Genomic DNA, 25,757 nt, shown 5'->3' with positions numbered 1-25,757 from the left:
CAGGTCACACCGCCCGGGGCAGGACGAAGGCCACCCGCAGGCCCGGCCCCATCTCGCCCACCTTGCCCGGCCCTTCGGCCAGCTCCAGCCGGCCGCCATGCGCCTCGGCCACCGCGGCGACCAGGGAAAGACCGAGGCCGGAGCCGGGCTCGTTGCGGCTGTTCTCCAGCCGCACGAAACGCTCGACCACCCGCTCACGGTCGTTGTCCGGCACGCCGGGGCCGGTATCGGTGACGGAGTATTCCACCTCGCCGGAAGATCGGCGGCGCACCCGCAGCATGATCGCCCCGCCGGCGGGCGTGTACTTCACGGCGTTGTCCAGGATGTTGGCGAGCGCCTGGGCCAGGAACTCGCGGTTGCCCCGCACCTGCAGGCCGGAAGTCAGCTCCGCGGCGAAGTCGAGGCCCTTGTCCTCGCAGACCGGCTCATAGAGCTCGGCCATGTCGCGGCCCAGCTCGGCCGGGTCGAACAAGGTCTGGTCGGGCGCTTGGCCCGCGGCCTGCAGCCGGGCGATCGAGAGCACCGCGCCGAAGGTCTTCAGCACCCCGTCGGTGTCCTCCAGGGCCTGGGCCAAGGCCTCGGTCGCGTCGCCCTTGCCGGCCTCCACGTCCAGATAGGCCGTCTCCAGCCGCGCGCGCAGGCGGGTGAGCGGCGAGCGCAGGTCGTGGGCGATGGCGTCCCCGGCGTGGCGGTGGGCGGCCATGGACCGCTCCAGCCGGTCCAGCATCTCGTTCAGCCCCTCGGCCAGCTCGTCGAACTCGTCCCGGGCGCCACGGACCGGGGCGCGGGCGCCGAAATCGCCATTGCGCACGGCGGCGACCACGTCGGTGAGGCTGGCCATGCTGCGCGAGACATTGCGGCTGACCAGAACCCCGCCCGCCAGACCGAGCACGATCACCAGGGCGCCGGCGCCCCAGAGGGCGCGGACGATCTTGACGACATAGGCCTGGTCGTCGCCGACGTCGGCCCCGACGAACAGGATCTGTCCGCCGCTCAGCCGCTGCTGCAGGCCTCGAGCCGGGTGGCGCACGGCCCGCCCCTGCATGTCGATATCGGTCACCGAGAAGGTCGCCCAGGTGGGCGAGCCGTCGAACTCGTCCAGCGGTGACTCCTCGATCGAGCCGGAGATCCGGGTGCCGTCCGGCTGCATCAGCAGATAGAGGAACGGCCGCTCGCTGGCCGCCCGCTCGATGAGCGACTGGTTCAGCGCATCAACGCCGGCGCGCTCATAGGCCGCCTCCAGCGAACGCATCTCGCGAGTGATGACGCGATCGGTGCGCCGCGTCGCCTCCCCCGCCGTCGCCAGGTAGATATAGGCCAGGAAAGCGCTGGCGGCCGCGGCGAACAGCGCCAGGAACAGCAGTGTCAGCCGGAACGGCGTGGTCCGGAAAAGCCGGGGCAGGCGCACGCCGCGCTTCCGCTTAGAGCACGATGCGGCCAGATGGAATCATCTGGCCGCATCGTGCTCTAAATTCAAAAGCTTGAGCGCGTTCTGATCGCAAAACCGGCTTCCACTTTTGCGGAACGCGCTCTAGGGATCGAGGCGGTAACCCGCCCCGCGGACCGTCTGCAGCATCGGCCGGTCGAACCCCTTGTCGATCTTCGAGCGCAGGCGAGAGATGTGCACGTCGATGACGTTGGTCTGGGGGTCGAAGTGGTACTCCCAGACCTTCTCCAGCAGCATAGTGCGGGTCACCGACTGGCCGGCGTGGCGCATCATGAACTCCAGCAGCTGGAATTCCCGCGGCTGCAGGTCGATCTCCTTGCCCTGGCGGTGCACGGTGCGGCCGATCAGGTCCATCTCCAGTTCGCCGACCCTCAGCAGGGTCTGCACAGAGCCGGTCTCGCGCCGCCGAGACAGGGCTTCGATCCGGGCGATCAGCTCGGCGAAGGCGTAGGGCTTGACCAGATAGTCGTCGCCGCCGGCCTGCAGCCCCTCCACGCGGTCGTTGATCTCGCCAAGCGCCGAGAGGAACAGCACCGGCGTGCCGTCGCCTTCGCGGCGCAGGGTCTGGACCATGGTGACGCCGTCGACGCGGGGCATCATGCGGTCGACCACCATGACGTCGAAGGTTCCGCCGCGGGCGGCCTCCAGGCCCTCCTGCCCGTCGCCGGCGCGGACGCAGTCGTGCCCGGCCTCGGTCAGGCCCCGCACCATCACTTCGGCCGCTTCGGCGTCGTCTTCGACGATCAGGATGCGCATCGACTCAACCCCCCCGGATCGCCGCAGCCTAACCGGAAATCTTCAGCGGCAGGAAGGAGGTGCGCCCGGCCCGGTGCACGCCCACCAGCACGTTCTGGCGGCCGGCCTTGCGGGCCGCGTCGACAATGGCGGCGAGTTCGGCGGCGGTGTTCACCTCGCGTCCGTTGGCCTGGACAATGACGTCGTCGCGGCGCAGGCCCCGCTGGGCTGCGTCGGAGGACTGGTCGACGCGGTCGATCAGCACGCCGCGGACGCTCGCATCGAGGTTCAGCCGCCGCCGGGCCGCTTCGTCGAGCGGGGCGATGGCCATGCCCAAGACCGAAGGCCGCTGCGCCTGGGGCGCCGACCCGCCCTGGCCCGGCTGATCGCCGGAGCCCGGCTGGTTGTCGTTGGCCGCCAGCTCGCGCTCGCTGGGGCGCACGCCGGAGCGCACGTCCACCGTGCGGCGCTGCCCGCCGCGAACCACCTCGAGCCGCAGGTTGTCGCCTGCGGCGGCCTTGGCGACCTCGCGGGTCAGCTCCGAGGAGGTGCGCACCCGACGGCCGTTGACCGAGGTGACGATGTCGCCCGACTGCAGGCCCGCCCGCGCCGAGGGGCCGCCGGGCACCACGGCGGTGACGATCGCGCCGCGCTGATCGCCCATGCCCTGAGCTTCAGCCATTTCGGCGGTGAAGTTCTGGATGGTGGCGCCGATATAGCCGCGGACCACCTTGCCGTTGGAGATCAGCTGCTTGGTGATGGCGTCCGCGACGTCGGAGGGAATGGCGAACCCGATGCCGACCGACCCGCCCGAAGGCGAGAAGATCGCCGTGTTCACCCCGATCACCCGGCCATAGACGTCGAAGGTCGGGCCGCCGGAATTACCCCGGTTGATGGGGGCGTCGATCTGGATGTAGTCGACGAAGGTCTCGCCGATGTCCCGGCCATAGGCGGAGATGATGCCCGCCGTGGCGGTGCCGCCCAGGCCGAAGGGATTGCCCACCGTGATCACCCAGTCGCCGACGCGGGGCTGGGCTGAGTTCTCGAAGTTCACATAGGGGAAGTTCGATCCCTTGACCTTCAGCACCGCCAGGTCGGTGCCCTCGTCGCGGCCGACCACGACGGCGTCGAGCTCGCGCTCGTCCTTCAGGACGACCTTGATCTCCTTGGCGTTCTCCACGACGTGATTGTTGGTGACGATGTAGCCGTCGCCGGAGATGAAGAAGCCTGATCCGGACGATTGCTGGCGCGGCAGGCGCGGCTGGCCCTCCGGCGTCGTCCCGCCCTCCTCGCCGTCCTGACCCTGTCCCTGGCCGCGGGGCTGGCCGCGCGGCACAATGTCGAACGGGAAGTTCTCGAAGCCCGGGATGCGGCGGAAGGCCGAAGGATCGAGCTCGGAAGTGACGTTGATCGAGACCACCGCCGGTGAAACCCGCTCGAAGATGTCGGCGAAGGACAGCGGCGCGCCGGGCGGCGGCGCGAAGATCGGCGCCGTCGAGGCGCGGATCAGGGTCGCCTCGGATTGCGCCGAAGCCGAAGAACCGCCCGCGGGCTCGTCGCGCAAGCTCGCCCCGGCGAGCGCTGCGGTCGCGACGCCCAGGCCCGCCACCGCGCCGAGGAGATAACCGGTCTTTTTCGAGGTCATATCGCCTTCAAATCCTTGCAGGAGCCCGAGCATACTTCGGATCGGCCCGTCTGCGCCAACCTAGGTGCGATGCACCGAAGCGCAATGGTCGCGCAAGTTACGGATAGGTCACGCTCGGAGCTTCATAGCGTCCGATCTTGGGCGCAATCTTGTTCATGCCTCTTCGTCGCGTGCGATCCGCTCCAGGCGGGCCGTCTCCTCGGGCGAAAGCGTCTCCTCGGCGGTTCGGTTGCGAAAGCGCCGGAAAAGCAGCCAGAGGCCGAGCGCCACCACCAGGAAGGGTCCGATCCAGAGCCCGGCGTTGCTCCAGGAGAACGCCGGCTTGAGCAGCACGAACTCGCCGTAGCGGGCGGTGAGATGCGTGCGGATCTGGTCGTCGGTCTTGCCGGCCTTCACTTCCTCCCGCACCAGGCGGCGCAGGTCTGCGGCCAGTTCGGCGTTGGAATCGTCGATGGACTCGTTCTGGCAGACGACGCAGCGCACCTCCTGGAACAGCGCACGCGCACGGGCCTCCTGCGCCGGATCGTCCAGCCGCTCGGCCGGATCGGACGCCGCGGCGATGCAGAGGATCGCCGCGGCGATGGCGGCCAGCCGCCTCATGCCCTGGCCTCCGTGCGCCGCCCGACGCCAAGGCGCAGGCGCCGGTCGGTGAGGGAGACGACGCCGCCCAGCGCCATGATCGCCGGCCCGACAAAGATCAGCACGGCCCAGGGATTGAAATAGCCCCGCACCAGCCAGACCGGGCCTTCCGGTCCGGCGCGCCGCTCGCCCAGCACCACATACAGGTGATCCAGCCCTCGGGTGCAGATGGCGACTTCCGAAGTGGTCTGGCCGCCGGTGGGATAGAAGCGGCGCTCCGGCTGCGGGGCGCAGACCAGACGTTCGCCGCGCAAGGCGCGCAGGGCGCCGCGTTCAGCCTCGTAATTGGGCCCTTCGACGCCCCCCACATCGTCCAGCACCAGCGTATAGGCGCCGACTTGGAGGCGTCCGCCCAGGGGCAGGGTCTCGGCCGCCTCGACCTTCCAGGCGGTCTCGAAACAGGCGCCCAGCACGAAGACGCCGAGCCCGAGGTGGGCCAGGGTCATGCCCCAGGCGCCGCGGGGCAGGCCCGTCAGCCGCCGCCAGGCTTCGGCCGCCGACGCGCGGAACAGGCGGGTGCGCTCGGCGAGCTCGGCCAGGGCGCCGAAGATCAGCCAGAACCCCATGGCCACGCCCGCCGCCGCCAGGGCCTTGCGCGGGCTGACCAGGGCGAAGGCCGCAAGGCCGCAGGCCAAGGCCAGCACCGCCGCCGCCCAAAGCCGCTGCAAGGCGCCCAGCGCGTCGCCCCGCTTCCAGGCGAGCAGGGGCCCGGCCGGCAGCAGCACGGCCAGCGCCGCCATCAGCGGCGTGAAGGTCAAGTTGAAGAAGGGCGGCCCGACGGAGATCGCCTCCCCCGTCGCGGCCTCCCGCATCAGCGGATAGAGCGTGCCCAGCAGCACGGTTGCGGTGGCCGCGGCCAGCAGGATGTTGTTGAGCACCAGCGCGCTCTCGCGGCTGACCGGCGCAAAGAGCCCCCCCTGGCCGAGCGTCGGCGCGCGCCAGGCGAAGAGCACAAAACCCGCCCCTGCCGTGACGCCGAGAATGATCAGCAGCAGCACGCCGCGGGTGGGGTCGACGGCGAAGGCGTGCACCGAGGTCAGCACGCCCGAACGCACGAGGAAGGCGCCCAGCATGGAGAAGGTGAAGGCCGCCAGCGCCAGGAACACCGTCCAGCCGGCGAGCGCGCCGCGCTTCTCGGTGACGATCGCCGAATGCAGCAGGGCCGTGGCCACCAGCCAGGGCATGAAGGAGGCGTTCTCCACAGGATCCCAGAACCACCAGCCGCCCCAGCCGAGCTCGTAATAGGCCCAGAAGGAACCGAGCGCGATGCCGACGGTCAGCGCGCTCCAGGCCGCCAGAGTCCAGGGCCGCACCCAACGGGCCCAGGCCGCATCGACCCGGCCTTCGATCAGGGCCGCCACGGCGAAGGAGAACACCACCGAAAGTCCGACATAGCCGAGATAGAGGAACGGCGGATGCACGGCGAGCGCCGGGTCCTGCAACAGCGGATTGAGCGAGCGCCCCTCCACCGGCGGCTGGGCCAACCGGGCGAACGGATTGGAGGCGAAGACGGTGTAGGCCAGGAACACGACGCCCAACGCCCCTTGCGTCGCCAACGTCAGCGCCCGCAAGCCGCGCGGCAGGCTGGCTCCAAGCGCCCCAACCGCCGCGCCGCAGCCGGTCAGCGTCAGGCACCAGAGCAGCATGGAGCCCTCATGGCTCCCCCACGTCCCAGCGATCCGATAGAGCAGCGGCTTTTCGGTGTGGGAGTTGGCCGCGACGTTCGCCACCGAGAAATCGGAACTGACGAAGGCGTGCATCAGCGCGCCGAAGGCCACGACGAGGGCTGCGAAGGCGGCGAGCGCCGCCCCCTCGCCCGCACCGGCCAGCACAGCCGAACGCCGGATCCGCGCCGTCGTCGATAGGACGAACTGCATTGCCGACAGCGCCAGGGCCAAGGCCAGCGCGAAGGCGCCGATTTCCGCCGTCATCATGGCGCAGGCGCGCTCCCGGCCGCCGGGCCGTCATAGGCGGGCGGCGGCGCGCCCACGCCCCGCCACTCGCCTTGGGCCTTCAAGGCGTCGGCCACTTCGCGCGGCATATAGGTCTCGTCATGCTTGGCCAGCACCTGGCGGGCTTGGAAGACGCCGTCCTCCCGGAACGATCCGGTGGCGACGATCCCCTGCCCCTCGCGGAACAGGTCCGGCAGGTCGCCGGAGAACACCACCCGGCTGGCGGCCAGCTGGTCGGCGACGGTGAATTCCACCCGCCCGTCCGGATGCTTGGCCACGCTGCCCGGCTGCACCAGACCGCCGAGCTGGATGGAGCGCCCGGGCGTCGGCGCAGCCGCCTGCGCCTGGCTGGGCGTGTAGAAGTACGAGATCGAGTCCCGCAGGCCCCAGAGCGTCAGCCCGACGGCCAGGGCCAGGACCGGCGCCACGGCGGCGATCACGATCAGACGCCGGCGCGCCTTGCGGGACTTGGGCAACCAGCTCATGGCGCAGGCTCCGTCTGGGTCATGGGCGGGGCGGCGGCGGCGGAGTTCAGGGCCGAAAGCACGTCGGGGCGGCCGGCGAACCGCCGCCGGGCGTCCTGAAGCGCAGCGTCGCGGCGGACGGTTTCACCCAGCACGGCGTAGGAACGGACCAGCCGCACCCAGCCTTCGGCGTCGTCGGGCTCGGCCTCCAGTCGCGCGGCGAGACCCTCGACCATGCCCCGGATCGCCGTGGCGTCGGGCAGGGCCGGCGAGGCGGCGGCGTTGCTCGCCTGGGCGATGGCCGCCTGAACGCCGGCGCGGCGCGGATCGTCGGCGGGCAGCTCGGCCGCCAGGGCCCGCCAGGCGGAAAGGCCGGCCGCGCGATCGCCGCCTTCGACCTGGGCGCGGGCCAGATGGAAGCGGGCGGCGATGGACTTGGGGTCGCGGGCGAGGGCCTGGGCGAAGGCGCGCTCGGCAGGCGGGCTCATCTCGCCGCCGGCTTCGGCCACGAGGGTTTCACCCAACATCTCCCAGAGATCCGCTCGCTCCGGAGCTATGGAGATCGCCCGGCGAAGGGCGCGCGCCGCTGCGGTGGGATTGTCGGAGGCCCCTTCGGCGATGGCGAGAAAGCGATAGCCCTCGGCGTCGTCCGGCCGCTCGGTCAGCACTGCGCGCAGCACGGCGGCCATCTGCTGCGGCGTCAGGGCGGCCGGATCGGCGGCGCGCCAGGCAGCCACCCGCGCGGCGATGGGCTGATCTGGAAAACCGGGCGCGCCGGTGACGAAATAGAGGCCGACGGCCATCAGGGGCGCCGCCACCGCGGCGATCAGCACCGGCCGCCGCACGGCGGACGAAGCGCTCCAGGCGCTGTGGCGGGTGTCGGTCGCGGCCAGGAGGCGGCGGGCGGCCTCGGCGTGGGCCGATTTGCGCTCGGCCTCGGCCAGCAGGCCGCGCCCGGCCAGATCGTCGATCTCGGCCAGCTGGCGGCGATAGAGGGCCTGGGCCGGGTCCGGAGTCCCGGCGTCGGACGCCGCCCGGGCGGCGCGCAGGAGGATGAGGGCGGCGGCCGCTGCGGAGAGCACCCCCGCGACCCCCCAGAAGAGGAACATGGCGCGCCTTTAGCCGAAACCGCCCTCCGCGGCTACTCGGGGAAACCCCTAGGTCTCTTCGATTTCCGGCGAGGTGGGACGCCGTGTCGCGCCGAAGGCCGCCGCCGCCCGGCGCCGCACGAGGTCGCCGGCCCGCGGTTCGTGGATCAAGGTCGCGAACTCCGCGGCCAGCTGAAGGAATCGGGCGGCGATCTCGCGATCCGGCGCCTCGTTGTCGCGCACCAGCGACAGCACCTCGTCCACATAGTCGTCGAAGGCCTCGGCGACGTTCTCCATCACCTTGGCTCGGGTGGAGGTGAAGCCGCCATAAGCCGCGCTGGTCCGTACGCCCTCGGAAAAGGCCAGCAAGGCGCGGCAGCGCTCCACCGCCTTGGCGTCGGGCGCAAGCGTCAGGCGCGGCTCCATCTTCATGGCGCGCGCCACGCGCACCCGGTGGTTCGGCAGAGCCTGGCCCAGCGCCTTCTCCAGTTCCCGCAGCCTCGCCTCGACCACGGCGGCCAGGGTCTGCTTCTGCTTCAGGAGCCGCGCGCCCCAGCCGGTCTCGTGGGCAAGCTCGATATTGTTCTCGACCTCGGCGACCTGCAGCGTCAGGGTTTCGACCAGGGCTGCGGCCCGTTCACCGGCCGCAGTTCCGCCGAGAGCGTCGAAATTGGCCACCTCCTTCAGGTTCGCATCGATGGCGTCCATCAGGCGCAAGGCGAAGACGGCGAGCTCTGAGGCGGCCAGGTAGCTTTCGGCCGGACGCGACATCACCGCCGAGACCACGCGCAGGATCATCCAGCGTTCGGCCAACTGGGCGGCCAGCATTTCGAAGAAGCGGGGGCCGGCGTCCTCGCCCGAGGCGAGCGCGTCCTTGTAGGCGACCTTGGCCGCGGCGGCCCCCTCGCCCGTCGTCCGCGCGATCCATTCGGGCAGGCGCAGGGTCGCACGGCGGACCACAGGGGCGATCTCCAGGCAGGCCAGGAGCTCACGCACCGAACCCGGCCGATCGGTCTCCATCAAGTCGATGGCCTTGAGGTAGTCGCGCTGAACGCCAGCCTCCAGGCCATCGATCAGACGCGCGACCAGGGCGTCGAACGGCTCGGTGGAACTTTCGTCGGGGCGATAATCCACCAGGGCCGCGGCGGCCTCCAGCACCTCGTCCGGCGCCTCGGCCTTCAGGCCCCGCCACAGAAGCGCCAGGGCCTGCGGGGGAAAGGTGATCGTTCCGCCGCCCGCTGCGCCGGCCGCAAACAGCGGGGCCACGGGCTCCAGCGCCATGTTGCGCAGCCGGCGGTCGGCGACCTCGGCCTCGACGACCCGGCGCACGCCGGCCAGCGCCGTATCGTCCTCCACGGCGGCGAGCGCGCTTTGCAGATTGCTCACGATCCGGTCGGGCGACTGCTCCACCAGGCCGCGGACGATCTCGATCTTGGCTGCGGGCAGGCCGGCCATGGGAAACGGAAACTCCAGGCGCGGACCAATGGGCCCACGCGGGCGGAAGGATGCTTGACGCGGGTTAAGGCTTTGTTTTGCCTCACGCCTCCGCGCGCGGCAGGTCGAGCTGGACGGAAAGTCCGCCCAGGCGGGATTCGGCCAGCGTCAGCGCGCCGCCATAGGCTCGGGCCAGTTCGTCGACGATGGAGAGCCCCAGCCCCGAGCCCGGCGCGTTCTCGTCCAACCGGGTCCCGCGACGGATCACCTCCTCGCGCTGCTGAGGATCCAGACCCGGTCCGTCGTCCTCGATGGAAAGCGTGAGCCGCTCAGCTCCTGCGCCCGACGCGCGCACCCGCACCCGGCCGCGGCACCACTTGCAGGCGTTCTCCATAGGATTGCCGGCCAGTTCCAGCAGGTCCTGCCGCTCGCCGAGGAAATAGAGATCATCGGGGGCGTCCCAGTCGATCTCCACGCTCTTGTTCTGGAAGATCCGCTCCAGCGTGCGGGCGAGCTCGTCCAGCACGTCGGCGACCGAGGTGCGCTCCCCCGACCCTTGCGTGCGGGCCGCCGCGCGGGCCCGGCGCAGGTGGTGGTCCACCTGGCGGCGCATGGCCTCGGCCTGCAGTTCGACGACGTCGGCCAGGCCGCCGCCGGTCTGGCGGGCCTCGGTCAGCATCACCGAGAGCGGCGTCTTGAGGGCGTGGGCCAGGTTGCCGACATGGGTCCGCTGGCGCTCCACGACCTCCTGGTTGTGCGCCATGAGGGCGTTCAACTCCTCGGCCAGGGGCGCAAGCTCGGTAGGATAGTCCCGTTCCACCCGCTCGGCCTTGCCGCGGCGCACGGCGGCCACTTCGCGACGCAGGGCGAAGAGCGGGTTGAGGCCGACCCGCACCTGGATCACCACCGCAGCCAGCATGCCGACGCCCAGCAGCAGGAAGGTGACGGCGGTCGCGGCCACGAAGCCGCGCACGTCGCGGTCCACCGGCCCCCGGTCCTCCGCCGCCATGAAGATCACCGGCGCGGTGCGGTTGGGCAGCTGGGCCTGGGTGGCCATGGCCCGCAGCGGGGTGTTGAGCGGATCGCGGGTGTCGTAGGTCACGGGCTTGCCCGGCGCGGCGGTGAGCCGGGCGACCAGGTCCGGCGGGGCGGCCAGTTCGGAATCCCACAGCGAGCGCGAGCGCACCAGCACCCGCACCGCGCCGGCCTCGGTCGGCTCGGCGATCTGCCAGTATTTTCCGGAGAAGGCGCGTAGGGCGCGCAGATCGGTGAGGGCCGGCGCCACCACCTGGCCCTCGCCGTCGATGGTGGCGCCGGCCGTCAGGTTGTCGATCAGCTCCAGCAGGCCCTGGTCGAACCGCCGGATCGCCGCCTGCTGGAACAGCATGGCCAGGACCACGGCCGAGATCACGAGCACCGCCAGCACCCAGCCGGAGGCCAGGATCACCAGCCGCCGGACGAGCGACGGCCCGCGCAGCAGCTCCAGCTTCACGAGCCGGCCGCGCCCATCTCCTCGGCCGGCGCCGTCAAGCGGTAGCCCAGGCCGCGCACGGTCTCGATCCGCTCGGGTCCGATCTTCTTGCGCACCCGGCCGATGAACACCTCGATGGTGTTGGAATCCCGGTCGAAATCCTGGTCGTACAGGTGCTCGACCAGCTCGGTGCGGCTGATCACGCCGCCCTGGTGCATCATCAGGTAGTGCAGCAGCCGGTATTCCAGCGAGGTGAGCCGCAGGGGCTCGCCGTTCACGCTGGCCCGCGCCGCCCGCGGATCCAGCCGCAGGCCGCCGCAGGAGAGGCTGGGCGCCGCATGGCCGGCCGAACGGCGCAGCAGGGCGCGCAGACGGGCCAGCAGCTCCTCGGTGTGGAACGGCTTGGTCAGGTAGTCGTCGGCCCCGGCGTCGAAGCCCGCCACCTTCTCGCTCCAGGCGCCTCGGGCCGTCAGGATGAGCACCGGCGTGGCGACGTTCTCGCGCCGCCAGCGTTCCAGCACCGAGACCCCGTCGACCTTGGGCAGGCCAAGGTCGAGGATCACCGCGTCGTAGGGTTCAGTCTCGCCGAGGAACTGGGCCTCCTCGCCGTCCGGGGCGTGGTCCACCGCATAGCCGGCGTCGGCCAGCGCGGATTTCAGCTGCCGCGATAGGTCCGGATCGTCCTCGACCAGCAGGATTCGCATTCGGGCTCCCCGGTTAGCCGCCCTGGCGGGAGAGGATGCCCCCGCTCTGGGCGTCGACGATGAAGATGATCACGCGGCCGTCGTTGGTCTGCCACTGGACGAAATAGGCCGGCCGGCCCTGGAAGTCGCCCATGGTGGTGTTGAGATGGCGGCCCGGCGTGCGCGCGGAGATCGTGGCGATCACCTGCGACAGCGGCACCTGGCGCCCGCCGCGTACGGCCGCGCGCGCCGCATCCTGGTCGCCGCGGCCGGCGCCGTAGGACGGCTGCCCCGGATCGCCCCAGGGCTGGGCCTGGGCCGCCGCCGGGACCGCCAGGGCGAGGGCAGCTATGGCGATAATGCGCTTCATGCGATCAGCCATAGGCCTCCACGACTGAACCGAGCCTGAATGGCAGGTTTATGCCGGGGCTGCGGCGCTCTGTCACGCCGCGGGTCAGGTACGCTTGCGCGGCGTATAGGGCCGCTCGGCCCGCCAGCGTTCGGCGAAGGCTTCAAGCTCCGGATCGGGATTGTCGGGCAGGCGCAGGACGATCTTCGCCAGGAGGTCGCCGCGCCGGCCGCGCGCGTCGGCCAGGCCCCTTCCCTTCAGCCGCAGGGTCTGACCGGAATTGGCGCCCTTGGGGATGGTCAGGGAGACGTTCCCGTCGGGCGTCGGCGCCTCGACCTTGCCGCCCAGCACCGCGTCGGGGATGGCGACCGGCAGGTCCATGACCAGCGCCTCGCCCTCGCGGCGGAATATGGGGTGCGGGCGAACGGAGAGCTCGATGAAGGCGTCGCCCGGGCCGCCGCGGCCGGGGGAGCCTTGCCCCCGCAGGCGCAGGGTCTGGCCGTCTTCGGCCCCGCGCGGGATGGTCACGTCGATGGTGCGGCCGTCGGAGAAGGCGATGCGCTTCTTGGCGCCGTGGATCACGTCCTGCAGATCGATCTCAAGCTTGGCGCGAACGTCGGCTCCGCGCGGGGAGAAGCCGCCGAATCCGCCCCCCTGCGGGCCGCCGCCGCGGCGGCCCAGGATTTCGCCGAACAAATCCGACAGATCGATGTTCTCGAAGCCCTCCGCCTGACCGCGCCCGCCGCCGCCCCACGGTCCGCCCGAAAAGCCGCGCATGGTCTCGCGCCCGTCGGCGTCGATCTCGCCGGCGTCGTACTTCTTGCGCTTGTCCGCATCGCCCAGGATGTCGAAGGCCGCCGACACCCGCTTGAAGCGCTCCTCGGCCGCCTTGTCGCCCGGATTGGCGTCGGGATGGTTCTGCTTGGCGAGCTTGCGGAACGCCTTGCGGATCTCGTCGGCGCTCGCGCCGCGGGACACGCCCAGCTCGTCATAGAGATCGCGCGCCAAGGAAGACCCTTCGAAACCTTGATAGCCCATGGCCCTGAATTAGGCCGTTCACCCGGAGGCGCAAGAGCGAATGTGATAAAAATACCACAGGCGCTCAGTCCACCCCCCGCTCGTCCAACAGATCGTAGGCGGCGTAGTCAAGCGCATCGTCCGGATCCTCGAACTCGGCTTCGCTGACCGTCTCGCCGCGGACGGAGACGCGCGCCCGATGCACGCTCTCCGGATCGCCGGAAATCAAGGGGTGCCAGGCGGCCAGGCCGCGGCCCTCGTAGAGGCGGCGATAGGCGCAGCTCTTCGGCATCCATTCCAGCGCCTCGATATTGTGCGGCGTCAGCTTGATGCAGTCGGGCACGTGGGCCTTGCGGTTGACATAGTCGGCGCAACGACAGGACTTCGGATCGAACAGCCGGCAGTGGACCCGGGTGGGTATGATCTCGCCGGTGTCTTCATCCTCGAACCGCACCAGGCAGCAGAGCCCACATCCGTCGCAGAGACTTTCCCACTCGGCGGCGGTCATATGTTCGAGGGATTTCGTCTCCCAGAAAGGTCTCGAACCCATGCTAGAGGCGTCCCACAGAACTCGAACTCGCAAACACGCCGGCCCTAAGTGACCGATCCGAACACGCCATCCTACTCCGGTTCCGAAGCGCCGCCGAACGGCGAAGAGACGTTCCGCGCCGACCTGCCCCCTGGCGGCGGGAATGGCAAGGGCCGCGGCAAGGGGCCGCGCTGGCTGTGGATCCTGCTGGCGATCTTCACCGTACTGCTCTCGGCCGGCGCCTTTGCGGCGCTCGCGGGCTGGCGGCACCTGGAGCGCACCTATTTCGTCGACCTGCCGGAGGTCCCCGCTCGCGAGGCCCTCTACGAGATGAACCGCGCCCCGGCGATCCGGTTCTATGACCGCAACGGCGTGATGCTCGCCTCGCGCGGGCCCAAGCACGGCGATCGGGTCTTCGTACGCCAGCTGCCCGACCACGTTCGCGACGCCTTCCTGGCCGCCGAGGACCGCCGGTTCTTCCAGCACCGGGGCGTCGATCCCATCGCCATCTGGCGGGCCTGGCGGGCCAACCGGGCGGCCGGTCGGGTGGTCGAGGGCGGCTCGACCATCACCCAGCAGCTCGCCAAGACCCTGTTCCTGACCCCCGACCAGACCATGACGCGGAAGATCCAGGAGGCGGAGCTCGCCCGGCGGATCGAACAGAGGCTGTCGAAGGACGAGATCCTCGAGCTCTACCTCAACCGCATCTATTTCGGGGCCAACACCTTCGGGATCGACGGCGCCTCGCGCACCTATTTCGACAAGCCGGCCGCGCAGCTGAATCTCTCCGAAGCCGCCCTGCTGGCGGCCCTGCCCAAGGCGCCGTCGCAGCTGGCGCTCCACCGCAACATGAAGGGGGCGCTGGTCCGCCAGCGCCTGGTGCTGCAGCGCATGCTGCGCGAGGGCTGGATCACCGAGGCGGAAATGGCGGCGGCGATCGCCAATCCGCCGCAACTGGCCGCCACGGCGCTCGCCGACGACGGCGACATCGGCTACGCGCTCGACTACGCCACCACCGAGGTGCTGCGGCTCGTAGGCTCCGAGTCGACCGATCTCGACGTCTGGCTGACGATCGACGGCAAGCTGCAGGAACAGGGCGGAGAGGTCCTGCGCAGCGTCCTGCAGGCCGACGGCCGCACCGCGGGCGCCAGCCAGGCGGCCATGGTCTCGATCTCGGAAGAGGGCGCCATCCGCACCCTGATCGGGGGTCTCGACTACGGCGAAAGCGTCTTCAACCGCGCCGTCCAGGCGCGGCGCCAGCCAGGATCGAGCTTCAAGCCCCTGGTCTATGCGGCGGCGCTGGAAGCCGGCGTGCTGCCCTCCGACGTGCGGGTCGACGAACCCCTCGACATCGGCGGCTGGAAACCGCGCAACTACGGCGGCGGCCACCGCGGCCCGGTGACCGTGCAGGCGGCGCTGGCGGCCTCCATCAACACCATCTCCGTCAAGCTGGCCCAGGAGGCCGGTCCCACGGCCATCGCGGGCCTCGCGCGACGGTTCGGGATCACGACCGTTCCGGCCGACGCCCAGCTTTCCATCGCGCTCGGCGCCTACGAAGTCCCGCTGATCGAGATGGTTTCGGCCTATCAGGTCTTCCAGCAGCAGGGGCTGCGCCTGACGCCCTACATCGTGGAAGAAATCCGCACCGTCCGCGGTGAGCCGGTCTATCGCCACGCCACGGCCTCTCCGGTCCCGGCCTACGACATCATCCGGTCCAGCATGATGGTGCGCATGATGCAGTCGGTGATCACCTCGGGCACAGGAACCGGGGCGAATATCGGCCGTCCCGCCGCCGGCAAGACGGGCACCAGCCAGAACTGGCGCGACGCCTGGTTCATCGGCTTCACCCCCGACATCGTGACAGGCGTCTGGGTGGGCAACGACGACGACAGGCCCATGAACCGGGTCACCGGCGGCGAGCTCGCCGCCCGCGCCTGGGCGCGCTACATGACCGCGGCCCACGCCTTCCTGCCGCCGCGGGAGTTCGACTGGCTTCTGCCGGAACCCGAGCCGGAGATGGAGGAGGATCCGCGCAACTGGTTCTACGAAGGCCTGGCCGACGATTTCGCCCGAATTGCGGGCGACGCGCCGGCTCCGCCCCGCGAACCTGACTTCGAGCCGGACCTCGCGATTCCGCCCCCGCCGCAAGGGGAAGATCGCGAACCTTGAAGCCCTCCCCCTTGGACCGGCCGCCGTTCGCCTCTATGTCGCTCGCCGCATGAAGCCCCCCATCCTCGCGCTCAAGGACGTCCGTCTGGCCGACGGCCCTCGCATGCTGTTCGACGGCGTGGACCTGGCCGTGGAGCCGCGCGCGCGGGCCTGCCTGGTGGGCCGCAACGGCGCGGGCAAGTCCACGCTGCTCAAGATCCTGGCCGGCGAACTGCAGGCCGACGAGGGCGAGCGCACGCTGCAGCCCGCCATCCGCATCGCCTATGTCCCCCAGGAGCCGGAGATCGCCGGCCCCACCTTGCTGGACCACGTCACCGCGGGGGGCGCCGCCGCGCATGAAGCCGAGGCCGCGCTCGCGGTGTTCGGCCTCGATCCGGCCAAGGCGAGCCAGGGCCTTTCCGGCGGCGAAATGCGGCGCGCCGCCCTGGCCCGGGCATTCGCCGAGCAGCCGGACGTGCTGCTGCTGGACGAGCCCACCAACCACCTCGACATCCTGGCCATTGAAACCTTGGAAGAAGCCCTGGCCGCGTCCCGCGCCGCGGCGGTGATCGTCAGCCACGACCGCGCCTTCCTCGCCCGCGTCACCGGCCGCTGCTTCTGGCTGGAGCACCGCCGGGTGCGTCGGCTCGACAAGGGCTTTTCCCACTTCGACGCCTGGGTGGAGAAGATCCTCGCGGCCGAGGCTGAGGAGGCCCGTCGCCTCGACAAGCAGCTGGAGCGCGAGGAGCACTGGCTGCGCCGGGGCGTCACCGCCCGCCGCGCCCGCAACGAGGGCCGCCGCCGCGCCCTGATGGAGTTGCGTCAGACCAAGTCCGAACGCCTGCGCGAGGCCCGCGGCGAGCTTTCCATGGGGCTGGCGGCTTCGGGCCTTTCGGGCCAGCGGGTGGCGGACGTGAAGAACGTCTCCAAGGCGTTCGGCGAGCGGGTGCTGCTGCGCGGCTTCACCACCCGCATCCTGCGCGGCGACCGCATCGCCATCGTCGGCCCCAACGGCGCGGGCAAGACCACGCTGGTGCGCCTGCTGCTGGGCGAGATCGCGCCCGACGAGGGGACGGTGACGCTCGGCGCCAACCTCACCGTCACCTATGTGGACCAGGCCCGGGCGGACCTGAAGCCGGACATGACCCTGAAGGACGTGCTGACGCCCCACGGCGGCGACCAGGTGATGGTGCGCGGCCAGCCGCGGCACGTGGCGGCGTACGCCAAGGAGTTCCTGTTCGGCGAGAACCAGCTGCGCCAGCCGGTGAAGAGCCTGTCGGGCGGAGAACGCAACCGCCTGCTGCTGGCCCGCGCCTTGGCCAACCCCACCAACCTGCTGGTGCTGGACGAGCCAACCAACGACCTCGATATGGACACCCTCGACCTGCTGGAGGAGCTGCTGGCCGATTACGAGGGCACGCTGATCCTGGTCAGCCACGACCGCGACTTCGTCGACCGCCTCGCGACCTCCACCATCGGCCTGGACGGCCGCGGCAAGGCGGTGGAGACCCTCGGCGGCTGGCAGGACTTCCTGGCCCAGAACCCCGGCTTCTTCCGCTCCGTGGCCGCGCCGGCCGCGACGCCCGCGCCCAAGCCCGCACCGCCGCGGCCAGCGTCCAAATCCGCCAAGCTCTCCTACAAGGACCAGCGCCGCCTGCAGGAGCTGGAAGAGATGGTCGCCACCCTCCCCGAGGAGATCGCACGGCTGGAAGGCCAGCTCGCCGATCCCGGCCTCTACACGCGCGACCCGGCCGGGTTCGAGCGCGTCTCGAAGGCGCTGGAGACGACGCGGGCGAAGCTCTCCGCCGCCGAGGAGGAATGGCTGGAGCTCGAAAGCCGCCGGGAGGCGCTGGAAGCCGGCGGCTGACCCCCTCCCCCGCCCCGGCGTCGCAGAGCGGGAGAACCTTGACCAGGCCGTCCCTCTGGGGCATCTGCCGGATCGCGAGCGCCCGGCGGCGGCGTTGAATATCTCGCGCTCGCGCGGCCCCGCCTTCGCGGCGGACCATTTTCCGCGCCCTTTCGGACACTCAGATGACCTCCCCTTCCGCGCTCGCCGAGCGCGATTTCGCCCGCCTCTGGGCCGCCCAGGCCGTTTCAGCCTTCGGCGCGCGCATCACCCGCGAGGGCCTGCCGATCGTCGCCGTGGTCGGGCTTTCCGCCTCGCCGGCCGCCCTCGGCGCCCTGGCGGCGGTCTCCGGCGCGGCCGCCCTCGTAGCCGGGCTGGCCGGCGGCGGCCCCATCGACCACACCGCGCGGCGGCCGCTGCTGATCGGCGCCGACCTCGTGCGCGGCGCCGTCCTGATCACCCTGCCGCTCGCCGCCTGGCTGGGGGCGATCTCGCTCGTTCAGCTCTTCGTCGCCGCCGCGCTGGTGGCTGCAGCCAGCGCGGTGTTCGACATCGCCAGCCACGCCTATCTGCCCGGCCTGATCGGGCGCGAAGCGCTCGTCGACGGCAACGCCAAGCTCTCGGCCACCGATAGCGTCGCCGAAGTCGGAGGGCCCGCCCTCGCCGGCCTGCTGTTCCAATGGCTGACGGCCCCCATCGCCATCGCCGGCAACGCCCTGACCTATCTGGTCTCCGCAGCGTTCCTGGCGACGATCCGCAAGCCCGAGCCGCCGCCGGAGCCCAGCCCGCCCGAACCCTGGCTTTCCGACATGACGGCGGGCTTCCGCCTTGCGCTGGCCCATCCGCTGGTTCGCCCGATCCTGCTGGTCAGCGCCAGCCACGGCCTGTTTGGCGGAATCTTCGCCGCGCTCTATGTCCTCTTCTGCCTGAAGGTGCTGGGCCTCGGCCCCGCGGCCCTCGGGATAGCGATCGCCGCCGGGGGCGCCGGCGCGCTCGCAGGCTCGATGCTGGCGCCGCGGCTTGATCGCCGGCTCGGCTCTGGTCCCACCATCCTCCTATGCCTCGTCGGGGTCGCCGGCGCGCTCGTGCTCACCCCGCTGGCGCCCGCCGATCCGGAGCGCGCCCTGGCCTGGCTGATCGCCTCCCAGGTGTTCGGCGACGCGTTCGGGGTGATGGGGCTGATCGTCGCCTCCACCCTGCGCCAGACGGCCATGCCCCAGGCGGTCCTGGGCCGGGTCGGCGGCGCCTTCCACGCCGCCGGCGGCGGCATGGCGGTGCTAGGCGCCCTGGCCGGGGGCCTGCTGGGCGAGCTGATCGGCGCGCGGGGCGCGCTCTGGATCGCCTGGGCCGGCTTCGCCCTCACCCCGCTGATCGTGCTCGCTTCCCCGCTGCGGCGGGCGCGGAGCGCGGCGGCCTGATCTGTTGCGTGGGGTCACGAGGGATGAATAGCTTAGCTATGTTCAATCTTCTCGCCGTTGGCTTTCTGATCTGGATCTCGGCCACCTTTGTGTCCCTGTGGATCCACGGCGCACGCACCGGCGTCGCGCCCCTGGTCGGACCGCTGCTCGGCATCCGGCAGGACATTCATCCCATCGGCTACTTTGTGGCCATGAGCGCTCTCGCGATCCCCATGCTACTCTGCCTGGCTCTATTGTTCTGGGGCCTCTCGATCGCCTTTCCGCGCGAGGGAATCCCGCTCCCGCCCGCTCAGGGTTACGTCGAGGCGGGCGCCGTGACGAACAGCGGAGCGACAAACGCCTACTTCCCTCCTGCCCTAGCGCGCATCACCTACCAGTGCGCTGACTTCGCTAAGCCCATTCCCATCCTAAGCGAGCCTTCGGCTAACTCATACACAAGGATGCTGAAGGCGGCCGGCGAGCCTTCGCTTGTGGCCGGCCTGAACCGCGTCGGACCGCACGCGAACATCTATCGCTTCACTTGGTCGAATTCGTTCGACACATCGGTCGTCGTGAGGATCGAAGAGGGGTTCGACGGTCGCTTACATGTGGCAGCCACACGGCTCTCCAACACGGGCGAGATAGACCGCCAAGTCAAAAGGCTGCTCACGCCGGAGGAGCGTCAGAAGTTCGTCCGAGCCTTCATAGGGGCTAAACGCTTGAAAGTGCGGGGGTCAGCTGCCGTCGAGTTTATGATGGCGCTGAGTGGCTGATGGAAGCCGTCGATGATGGACGCTATCGATATGTCGAGCGGTCCTCGCCCGAGGACGGCCCGATCCGCGACCTCGGTATGACCATGCTCGGCTTCACGGGCTGGAATCTCGATCCGATCTATTAGCCGGCCTCATGCCGCCCCTCGGCGAACGCCTCGACCATCTTGCGGCAGAAGGCCGGCAGGTCGTCGGGCTTGCGGGAGGTGACGAGGCCCTGGTCGACCACCACCTCTTCGTCCACCCAGTCGGCGCCGGCGTTCTTCAGGTCGGTCTTGAGCGAGGGCCAGGAGGTCATGCGCCGGCCCTGCACGGCGCCGGCGTCGATCAGGGTCCAGGGCCCGTGGCAGATCGCGGCGATGGGCTTGCCCGCCTGGGCGAAGGACCGCACGAAGTCGATGGCCTTGGGCTCCAGGCGCAGCTCGTCAGGATTGATCACACCGCCCGGCAGCACGATGGCGTCGTAGCCGGCAGGGTCGGCGTTCGCCAGTTCGCGGTCCACCGGCACGGCGTCGCCCTTGTCGTGATGGTTGAAGCCCTGGATGCGTCCGCCCTTGGGGGCCACCACCTCGACCTGGGCGCCTTCGGCCTTCAGGGCCTCGATGGGCTTTTCCAGCTCCACCTGCTCGAAGCCGTCGGTCGCCAGCACGGCCACCTTGCGGCCGGAAAGCCTGCCTTCCGCCATATCGTCCTCCTTGTCCGGGTGTCGGACCGGAGAACAGGCGCGCAGGCGGCCGGGTTCCGGATCAGCCGTTCAGGATCCACCCGGCCGGGAGGCTGGAGAGCTGCACGCCCACCAGCACCATGGTGTCGCCGCCACCCAGGTCGATGACGGTGTCCGCCCCTTCCTGGCGCAGGGTGTAGGCCACGCCCGGCGTCTCGAAGATCACCCGGTCCCCCTCGGCGTATGAGAAGTCGACCACCCGGTCGAGGCCGGCGCCCTTGAAGAAGTGGAAGGTGTCGGCCCCCGCCCCGCCGGAAATGGTGTCGGAACCTCGGTCCCCCGAGAGCCAGTCGTCGCCCGCCTCGCCGCTCAGGCTGTCATTGTCCTGGCCGCCGCGGAGGAAGTCGCGATCCTGGCCGCCGAACAGGGTGTCGGCGCCCATGTTCCCGTAGACGATGTCGATACCGGCGTCGCCATAGAGCAGGTCCCCGTCCTGGCCGCCGACCACCCAGTCATCGCCTCCCTCGCCATAGAGGGTGTCGGCGCCCTGGTTTCCGTGCATGTCATCGAACTCGGCGCCGCCATACATCAGGTCCGCGCCGGTCTCTCCGCGCATGAAGTCGCGACCGGCTCCGCCCCGAATCAAGTCGTCACCCGCGCCGCCGAACAGCTCGTCGTCGCCGCCGCCGCCATCGATGGTGTCGGCGCCGCCGAAGCCCCTCATCAGATCTTCGAAGGGAGAGCCGGTGATGACGTCGTTACCGCCGAAGATGGTGTTCATCGCGGTCAGATTTGCGTTCGTCGCCACCCAGCCGAGGAAGGTCGCCACCGAGATCGGCGCAAACCCGGTCAGGGTATAGGTCGTCTGCCCCAGGAAGGTCTGGCTGATGCCGGTGATCGTCCCGCCGATCAGCTCACCCGCCGTATTGTACTGGAAGGATCCGGTGAAGGTGTCCGTCAGGCCGGAGTCGCTGGTGCTGATCGTCGTCCCGTTGGCGACCGTAACGTCCCCGGCGACCAGGGACAGCAGGTCGAACCCGTCGAAGTCCAGCCCGTAGCTCGAGCCTGCGGTGAAAACAGCCATGATCGTCGCCCCCGAAAATCTCCACCTGCGCCATAAGGCCGCAACGCCACCCGCACAACCTTCAATTGTGGTTAACGGCCAAGCGCCACCTGACCTCAGCCATTCAGGATCCATCCGGCCGGCAGGCTGGAGAGCTGCACGCCCACCAGCACCAGGGTGTCGCCGTCGCCGAGGTCGACGACGGTGTCCTCCCCCTCCTGGCGCAGGGTGTAGGCCACGCCCGGGGTCTCGAAGACCACCCGGTCGCCCTGGCCGTAGGAGAAGTCGATCACCCGGTCGAGGCCGGCGCCCTTGAAGAAGTGGAAGGTGTCGGCCCCCGCTCCGCCGGAGATGGTGTCGGATCCCCGATCGCCCGAGAGCCAGTCGTCGCCGTCCCCGCCCGACAGGCTGTCGTTCTCCTGCCCGCCGCGCAGGGTGTCGCCGCCGGTCCCGCCCAGCAGGGTGTCGTCACCCTTGCTGCCATGCACGATGTCGAAGCCGCCGTCGCCGGAGACAAGGTCGTTCCCCTGGCCGCCGACCACCCAATCGTCGCCGAAGCCGCCGCTTAGAGTGTCGTTCCCCTGATTGCCATGCATGTCGTCGAAGCCGTCGCCGCCGGCCAAGACGTCGTCGCCCTCCTCTCCGCGGAGGAAGTCGTCGCCGCCGTGGCCATAGAGAAAATCGTCGCCGGCGCCGCCGAAGAGCTGGTCGTTTCCGCCCCAGCCCTCGAAAAGGTTCGAATTGGCGTCCCCTGTCAGAGTGTCGGCGAAGGCCGAACCGCCGAGATCTTCGACCCCCGTGAGCTTGTGCCGCCCTAGATTGGTGTCCTGCACGTCGATGATGCGCAGATCGATCCGCAGAGGCACGTTGGAGGCCGAGAAGTCAGCGTAATCGAAGGAGCCCGCGCCGCCGTCGAGAGTGTCGTTGCCATGGCCTGGATCGAGGATGTCGTCGCCGGCCCCGCCGACCAGCAGGTCGTCCCCCAGGCTCCCGGCGAGGATGTCGTCACCCGCGTTTCCTTCGAGAGTGTCCCCGCCGGCGCCGCCGATCACGAAATCGTCCGTCACGCCGCCGCGGACGTGCGAGCCGCCGTCACCCAGGAGCACCAATTCCGCATTGTCGACGCGGATATGCCCTAGCGGCGCGGGCTGGTTCAGCCAGACGTTCAGGACCCGATGAGCCTCGTCGAGCACGACGATGTCGACGCCCGGCCCGCCATCGATGGTGTCGGCGCCGTCGCCGCCGTAAATCAGGTCGTCGCCGGCCCCGCCGGCCAGGCTGTCGTCACCGCCGCCGCCCTGGATCTCGTCGTCGCCCGATCCGCCGACCAGCGTCTCGCTGGCCGAGGTCCCGATCAGGGTCTCGTTATCCGCCGTCGTGACGAACTGCGCGCCCATATCGCCCCCCCAATTCCCCAACGCCGCACTTGGAGGCGCGGCGCCATCATGGCGGGTCTGGGGCGCCTGAGTCTACCCTTCCGGGCAAGCTCTACCGCGAGAACTTCTGGAACTTGATCCGGTGCGGGATCAGGCTGTCTGCGCCCAAGCGGCGTTTCTTGTCCTCTTCGTAGGCCTCGAAGTTGCCCTCGAACCATTCTACGTGGCTGTCGCCCTCGAAGGCCAGGATGTGGGTGGCCAGGCGGTCCAGGAACCAGCGGTCGTGGCTGATGACCACGGCGCAGCCGGCGAAGTCCTCCAGGGCCTCTTCCAGGTTCTGCAGGGTCTCGATGTCCAGGTCGTTGGTCGGTTCGTCCAGCAGGATGACGTTGCCGCCTTCGGTCAGCGTCTTGGCCAGGTGCACGCGGTTGCGCTCCCCGCCGGAGAGCTGCCCCACCTTCTTCTGCTGGTCGCCGCCCTTGAAGTTGAACGAGCCGACATAGGAGCGCGTATTGATCTCACGCTTGCCGATGGCCAGCACGTCAAGGCCCTGGGAGATCTCCTGCCAGACGGTCTTGTTGGGATCCAGCGCATCGCGGGTCTGGTCCACATAGGCGAGCTTCACCGTCTCCCCGACCCGGAAGGTCCCAGCGTCCGGCTGCTCCTGACCGGTGATGATCCGGAACAGGGTCGACTTGCCCGCCCCGTTCGGGCCGATCACGCCGACGATGCCGTTCGGCGGCAGCTTGAACGAAAGGTTCTCGAACAGCACCTTGTCGCCATAGGCCTTGGAAAGGTTCTCGGCCTCCAGCACCACATTACCCAGGCGCGGGCCGGGCGGGATCTGAATGGTGGCGAAGGTCTGGGCCTGGCGGGCGTTCTCCTGCTCGCTGACCATCTTCTCATAGGCCGCCAGACGCGCCTTGGATTTCGCCTGGCGGGCCTTGGGGTTGGAGCGCACCCATTCCAGCTCGCGGGTCATGGCCCGCTGGCGCGCCTCGCTCTCGGACTGCTCCTGGACGACCCGCTTGGTCTTCTGCTCCAGCCAGGCGGAATAGTTGCCCTCGTAAGGGATGCCCCGCCCACGATCGAGCTCGAGCGTCCATTTGGTCACTTGGTCGAGGAAGTAGCGGTCGTGGGTGACCAGGATCACGCAGCCCGGGAAGGCCTCCAGGTGATGCTGCAGCCACGCCACCGACTCCGCGTCGAGGTGGTTGGTGGGCTCGTCCAGCAGCAGCATGTCGGGCTTCGACAGCAGCAGCCGGGCCAGGGCCACGCGGCGCTTCTCGCCCCCGGAGAGGTTGTCCACGGTCCAGTCGTCAGGCGGGCAGCGCAGGGCGTCCATCGCCATCTCTACCTTGGAATCGATGTCCCAGAAGTCGCCGGCGTCGATCTTCTCCTGGAGGGCGGTCATCTCCTCCATGAGTTCGTCGGAATAGTCCTCGCCGAGTTGGGCGGCGATCTCGTTGTAGCGGTCGAAGATCTTCTTCTCTTCGCACCAGGAGATGACGTTGCCGAGCACGTTGAGCTGGTCGTCGAGCTGGGGCTCCTGCTCCAGGTAGCCCATCTTCACGCCGTCGGCGGCCTTGGCCTCGCCCGAGAACTCCTTGTCGATCCCAGCCATGATCTTCAGCAGGGTCGACTTGCCCGAGCCGTTGACCCCGACCACGCCGATCTTGGCGTCCGGATAGAAGGACAGCCAGATGTTCTCGAACACCTTCTTGCCGCCGGGATAGGCCTTGGTCAGGCCCTGCATCTGGAAAATGTACTGCTGCGCCATCGGGCGTCCGCGCTCGCTTCGGTCTCGGATGAAGGGGAATTTGCGGCAGCAGATAGCGGCCCGGGCGCGTATGCGCAACGCCGCCGCGACAAAGACGCCGCCCGCCCGAGCAAGCAGGGCGGACGGCGCAAGTTGAGGGAGTCGGAGAGAAGAAAAGCCGGCGGCGTCTTTTCCTCCCCCGCTTCGCAAGGGAGGAACCAGGAAGGCGACCTACTTTTCGGCCAGAGCGCTTTCGGCCTCGACCGTCTTGCCTGCGAGGCGGTTGCAAGTGGCGACGTCGCGCGGGCTCATGGCCCGGCCACGGCTGGCGAAGGAGGCCAGCGGCCCCACCGCCTCGGCGGTCCGGCGGCACTCCTTCATGAAGGAGTCGATGGTGCGGTGCTGGGCGGTGCCGATGCAGAACTCCGCTTCGCAGCGCCAACTCACGCCGCTCACCGTGACCGCGGCGGGGGCGGCGGCCGGCGCGGCCAGGCGGGCTTCGCTGCGATAGGTCTGCGCCGCCGCAGGCGTGGCGAGGATCAGGGCCGCGCAGGCGGCCAGGGACATCGAGTGGATTTGCATAATGTGCCTCGGGGAGGTTAAAAAGAGCACGATCGGTAACTGAACGAAAAAGAGCATGATCGGTCACTTTCTGTCAAGCACGGGAGGCTTGGCCATTGCGTAAGGGCGATGCGACCCGGCAGCGGATCCTGGAGGAGACCCAGCGCCAGGCCGCGGTGAAGGGCTTCGGCGCCGTGAGCCTGGGCGACGTGGCCCAGTCCGTGGGCCTGTCCAAGAGCGGCCTCTTCAAGCACTTCGAGTCGAAAGAGGCGATGGAACTCGCCGCCCTGGATCAGGCATTCGACCGTTTCGTCGCCTTCGTCTGGACGCCGGCCCAGGCTCTTCCCGCCGGACGCGCGCGCCTGGAGGCGATCTTCGAGCGGTGGCTGGACTGGCAGGAGGTGGAGAACGCCGCGGGCGGCTGCCTGATCTACGCCGCCAGCGTCGAACTGGACGACCAGCCCGGCCCCTTGCGCGACCTGCTGCACAAGCGTGTGCGTCAGTGGCGCCGGACGCTCGCCCGGGAACTGCAGGCGCTCCGCGACCCGCCCCTGTCCGAAGAGGACGCCGCGGGGGCTGCGTTCCAGATGAAGAGCTTCACCCTGGGGCACTCCGACGCCCTTCGGATGCTGGGCGACAAGAACGCCAAGGCGGCTGCCCAGGCGGCGTTCGCGGCCCTCCTCGATCGTCTCGAACGGAACGCCTGACGCGTTCAAGCGT

The 25,757-nt window shown here is 69.9% G+C and carries 24 protein-coding genes; 6 read left to right on the top strand and 18 right to left on the bottom strand.

The window, feature by feature from the left end; genetic code table 11:
- Positions 1-4: 4 nt before the first annotated feature.
- The 13 genes from ACK41C_RS11375 to ACK41C_RS11315 form a co-directional block, all read right to left on the bottom strand.
- On the bottom strand, positions 5-1,408 hold the full coding sequence (locus tag ACK41C_RS11375) for a sensor histidine kinase (protein ID WP_409654137.1): 1,404 nt from the start codon (positions 1,406-1,408) through the stop codon (positions 5-7).
- A 123-nt stretch (positions 1,409-1,531) separates the two neighbouring features.
- Positions 1,532-2,203 carry a response regulator transcription factor gene (locus ACK41C_RS11370; RefSeq protein ID WP_409654134.1) on the bottom strand — a complete coding sequence of 224 codons (672 nt, stop codon included), beginning with the start codon at positions 2,201-2,203 and terminating at the stop codon, positions 1,532-1,534.
- Positions 2,204-2,231: 28 nt separating this feature from the next.
- Positions 2,232-3,827 (bottom strand): Do family serine endopeptidase, encoded by a 1,596-nt coding sequence (locus tag ACK41C_RS11365; RefSeq protein WP_409654131.1) that lies wholly within the window; start codon positions 3,825-3,827, stop codon positions 2,232-2,234.
- Positions 3,828-3,980: 153 nt separating this feature from the next.
- A complete protein-coding gene (locus tag ACK41C_RS11360) occupies positions 3,981-4,427 on the bottom strand; it encodes a cytochrome c-type biogenesis protein (RefSeq protein WP_409654128.1) in 447 nt (148 codons plus the stop codon).
- Positions 4,424-6,397, bottom strand: a complete 1,974-nt coding sequence (locus ACK41C_RS11355) for a heme lyase CcmF/NrfE family subunit (protein ID WP_409656648.1) — start codon at positions 6,395-6,397, stop codon at positions 4,424-4,426. The genes ACK41C_RS11360 and ACK41C_RS11355 overlap by 4 nt, the downstream gene beginning before the upstream one ends.
- On the bottom strand, positions 6,397-6,903 hold the full coding sequence (gene ccmE, locus ACK41C_RS11350) for a cytochrome c maturation protein CcmE (RefSeq protein ID WP_409654125.1): 507 nt from the start codon (positions 6,901-6,903) through the stop codon (positions 6,397-6,399). The genes ACK41C_RS11355 and ccmE overlap by 1 nt, the downstream gene beginning before the upstream one ends.
- On the bottom strand, positions 6,900-7,991 hold the full coding sequence (ccmI, locus tag ACK41C_RS11345; RefSeq protein WP_409654121.1) for a c-type cytochrome biogenesis protein CcmI: 1,092 nt from the start codon (positions 7,989-7,991) through the stop codon (positions 6,900-6,902). Before ccmI ends, ccmE begins: the two co-directional genes overlap by 4 nt.
- A 48-nt stretch (positions 7,992-8,039) precedes the next feature.
- Entirely contained in the window at positions 8,040-9,425 is a 1,386-nt protein-coding gene (locus ACK41C_RS11340; RefSeq protein ID WP_409654118.1) for a hypothetical protein, read from the bottom strand.
- 82 nt (positions 9,426-9,507) lie between these two features.
- Positions 9,508-10,896: a sensor histidine kinase gene (locus ACK41C_RS11335; RefSeq protein ID WP_409654116.1), complete on the bottom strand. Its 1,389-nt coding sequence runs from the start codon at positions 10,894-10,896 to the stop codon at positions 9,508-9,510.
- The gene (locus ACK41C_RS11330; protein WP_409654113.1) at positions 10,893-11,579 is read right to left on the bottom strand and encodes a response regulator transcription factor; all 687 of its coding nucleotides are present in this window, start codon (positions 11,577-11,579) and stop codon (positions 10,893-10,895) included. The genes ACK41C_RS11335 and ACK41C_RS11330 overlap by 4 nt, the downstream gene beginning before the upstream one ends.
- Before the next feature lie 13 nt (positions 11,580-11,592).
- Positions 11,593-11,928, bottom strand: a complete 336-nt coding sequence (locus ACK41C_RS11325) for a PepSY domain-containing protein (protein WP_409654109.1) — start codon at positions 11,926-11,928, stop codon at positions 11,593-11,595.
- An 84-nt stretch (positions 11,929-12,012) separates the two neighbouring features.
- A complete protein-coding gene (locus tag ACK41C_RS11320) occupies positions 12,013-12,915 on the bottom strand; it encodes a DnaJ C-terminal domain-containing protein (RefSeq protein ID WP_409654106.1) in 903 nt (300 codons plus the stop codon).
- A 94-nt stretch (positions 12,916-13,009) separates the two neighbouring features.
- Complete coding sequence (locus ACK41C_RS11315; RefSeq protein WP_409654103.1) at positions 13,010-13,474, bottom strand: YcgN family cysteine cluster protein; 465 nt, start codon at positions 13,472-13,474, stop codon at positions 13,010-13,012.
- A gap of 48 nt (positions 13,475-13,522) precedes the next feature.
- Here ACK41C_RS11315 and ACK41C_RS11310 point away from each other — a divergent pair, with 48 nt between their 5' ends.
- From ACK41C_RS11310 to ACK41C_RS11290, 5 genes are all read left to right on the top strand, one after another.
- Positions 13,523-15,622, top strand: a complete 2,100-nt coding sequence (locus ACK41C_RS11310; RefSeq protein ID WP_409654100.1) for a transglycosylase domain-containing protein — start codon at positions 13,523-13,525, stop codon at positions 15,620-15,622.
- A gap of 49 nt (positions 15,623-15,671) precedes the next feature.
- Positions 15,672-17,468: an ABC-F family ATP-binding cassette domain-containing protein gene (locus tag ACK41C_RS11305; RefSeq protein WP_409654097.1), complete on the top strand. Its 1,797-nt coding sequence runs from the start codon at positions 15,672-15,674 to the stop codon at positions 17,466-17,468.
- A gap of 164 nt (positions 17,469-17,632) precedes the next feature.
- Complete coding sequence (locus ACK41C_RS11300) at positions 17,633-18,865, top strand: MFS transporter (RefSeq protein WP_409654094.1); 1,233 nt, start codon at positions 17,633-17,635, stop codon at positions 18,863-18,865.
- A gap of 38 nt (positions 18,866-18,903) precedes the next feature.
- Positions 18,904-19,617 (top strand): hypothetical protein, encoded by a 714-nt coding sequence (locus ACK41C_RS11295; protein WP_409654091.1) that lies wholly within the window; start codon positions 18,904-18,906, stop codon positions 19,615-19,617.
- A complete protein-coding gene (locus tag ACK41C_RS11290) occupies positions 19,617-19,742 on the top strand; it encodes a hypothetical protein (protein WP_409654088.1) in 126 nt (41 codons plus the stop codon). Before ACK41C_RS11295 ends, ACK41C_RS11290 begins: the two co-directional genes overlap by 1 nt.
- On the opposite strand, the gene ACK41C_RS11285 is transcribed toward ACK41C_RS11290, so the two are convergent.
- From ACK41C_RS11285 to ACK41C_RS11265, 5 genes are all read right to left on the bottom strand, one after another.
- Positions 19,739-20,299 carry a type 1 glutamine amidotransferase domain-containing protein gene (locus tag ACK41C_RS11285; protein WP_409654085.1) on the bottom strand — a complete coding sequence of 187 codons (561 nt, stop codon included), beginning with the start codon at positions 20,297-20,299 and terminating at the stop codon, positions 19,739-19,741. The genes ACK41C_RS11290 and ACK41C_RS11285 overlap by 4 nt on opposite strands.
- 61 nt (positions 20,300-20,360) lie before the next feature.
- Positions 20,361-21,362, bottom strand: coding sequence for a calcium-binding protein (locus tag ACK41C_RS11280; protein WP_409654082.1), 1,002 nt, complete (start codon positions 21,360-21,362; stop codon positions 20,361-20,363).
- Positions 21,363-21,457: 95 nt separating this feature from the next.
- Positions 21,458-22,738 carry a calcium-binding protein gene (locus ACK41C_RS11275; RefSeq protein WP_409654079.1) on the bottom strand — a complete coding sequence of 427 codons (1,281 nt, stop codon included), beginning with the start codon at positions 22,736-22,738 and terminating at the stop codon, positions 21,458-21,460.
- Positions 22,739-22,829: 91 nt separating this feature from the next.
- The gene (ettA, locus tag ACK41C_RS11270; RefSeq protein WP_409654077.1) at positions 22,830-24,497 is read right to left on the bottom strand and encodes an energy-dependent translational throttle protein EttA; all 1,668 of its coding nucleotides are present in this window, start codon (positions 24,495-24,497) and stop codon (positions 22,830-22,832) included.
- Positions 24,498-24,707: 210 nt separating this feature from the next.
- Positions 24,708-25,058 (bottom strand): CC_3452 family protein, encoded by a 351-nt coding sequence (locus ACK41C_RS11265; RefSeq protein ID WP_409654074.1) that lies wholly within the window; start codon positions 25,056-25,058, stop codon positions 24,708-24,710.
- 95 nt (positions 25,059-25,153) lie between these two features.
- On the opposite strand from ACK41C_RS11265, the gene ACK41C_RS11260 reads away from it, so the two are divergent.
- A complete protein-coding gene (locus tag ACK41C_RS11260; RefSeq protein ID WP_409654071.1) occupies positions 25,154-25,744 on the top strand; it encodes a TetR/AcrR family transcriptional regulator in 591 nt (196 codons plus the stop codon).
- The last annotated feature ends 13 nt before the right edge of the window (positions 25,745-25,757 follow it).

Source organism: Phenylobacterium sp. (assembly GCF_046290725.1).
Lineage (GTDB): Bacteria > Pseudomonadota > Alphaproteobacteria > Caulobacterales > Caulobacteraceae > Phenylobacterium.
The sequence above is the reverse complement of the archived record's forward strand: the minus strand, read 5'-3'. Positions and strand labels throughout refer to the sequence as shown.

Bases quoted from the DNA above. Each gene is read 5' to 3' on its own strand.
- ACK41C_RS11340 (WP_409654118.1), bottom strand. From the start codon at position 9,425: ATGGCCGGCCTGCCCGCAGCCAAGATCGAGATCGTCCGCGGCCTGGTG.
- ACK41C_RS11370 (WP_409654134.1), bottom strand. From the start codon at position 2,203: ATGCGCATCCTGATCGTCGAAGACGACGCCGAAGCGGCCGAAGTGATG.
- ACK41C_RS11365 (WP_409654131.1), bottom strand. From the start codon at position 3,827: ATGACCTCGAAAAAGACCGGTTATCTCCTCGGCGCGGTGGCGGGCCTG.
- ACK41C_RS11305 (WP_409654097.1), top strand. From the start codon at position 15,672: ATGAAGCCCCCCATCCTCGCGCTCAAGGACGTCCGTCTGGCCGACGGC.
- ACK41C_RS11300 (WP_409654094.1), top strand. From the start codon at position 17,633: ATGACCTCCCCTTCCGCGCTCGCCGAGCGCGATTTCGCCCGCCTCTGG.
- ettA (WP_409654077.1), bottom strand. From the start codon at position 24,497: ATGGCGCAGCAGTACATTTTCCAGATGCAGGGCCTGACCAAGGCCTAT.
- ACK41C_RS11315 (WP_409654103.1), bottom strand. From the start codon at position 13,474: ATGGGTTCGAGACCTTTCTGGGAGACGAAATCCCTCGAACATATGACC.
- ACK41C_RS11295 (WP_409654091.1), top strand. From the start codon at position 18,904: ATGTTCAATCTTCTCGCCGTTGGCTTTCTGATCTGGATCTCGGCCACC.
- ACK41C_RS11330 (WP_409654113.1), bottom strand. From the start codon at position 11,579: ATGCGAATCCTGCTGGTCGAGGACGATCCGGACCTATCGCGGCAGCTG.
- ACK41C_RS11325 (WP_409654109.1), bottom strand. From the start codon at position 11,928: ATGAAGCGCATTATCGCCATAGCTGCCCTCGCCCTGGCGGTCCCGGCG.
- ACK41C_RS11285 (WP_409654085.1), bottom strand. From the start codon at position 20,299: ATGGCGGAAGGCAGGCTTTCCGGCCGCAAGGTGGCCGTGCTGGCGACC.
- ACK41C_RS11355 (WP_409656648.1), bottom strand. From the start codon at position 6,397: ATGACGGCGGAAATCGGCGCCTTCGCGCTGGCCTTGGCCCTGGCGCTG.
- ccmE (WP_409654125.1), bottom strand. From the start codon at position 6,903: ATGAGCTGGTTGCCCAAGTCCCGCAAGGCGCGCCGGCGTCTGATCGTG.
- ACK41C_RS11360 (WP_409654128.1), bottom strand. From the start codon at position 4,427: ATGAGGCGGCTGGCCGCCATCGCCGCGGCGATCCTCTGCATCGCCGCG.
- ACK41C_RS11265 (WP_409654074.1), bottom strand. From the start codon at position 25,058: ATGCAAATCCACTCGATGTCCCTGGCCGCCTGCGCGGCCCTGATCCTC.
- ACK41C_RS11290 (WP_409654088.1), top strand. From the start codon at position 19,617: ATGGAAGCCGTCGATGATGGACGCTATCGATATGTCGAGCGGTCCTCG.
- ACK41C_RS11280 (WP_409654082.1), bottom strand. From the start codon at position 21,362: ATGGCTGTTTTCACCGCAGGCTCGAGCTACGGGCTGGACTTCGACGGG.
- ACK41C_RS11275 (WP_409654079.1), bottom strand. From the start codon at position 22,738: ATGGGCGCGCAGTTCGTCACGACGGCGGATAACGAGACCCTGATCGGG.
- ccmI (WP_409654121.1), bottom strand. From the start codon at position 7,991: ATGTTCCTCTTCTGGGGGGTCGCGGGGGTGCTCTCCGCAGCGGCCGCC.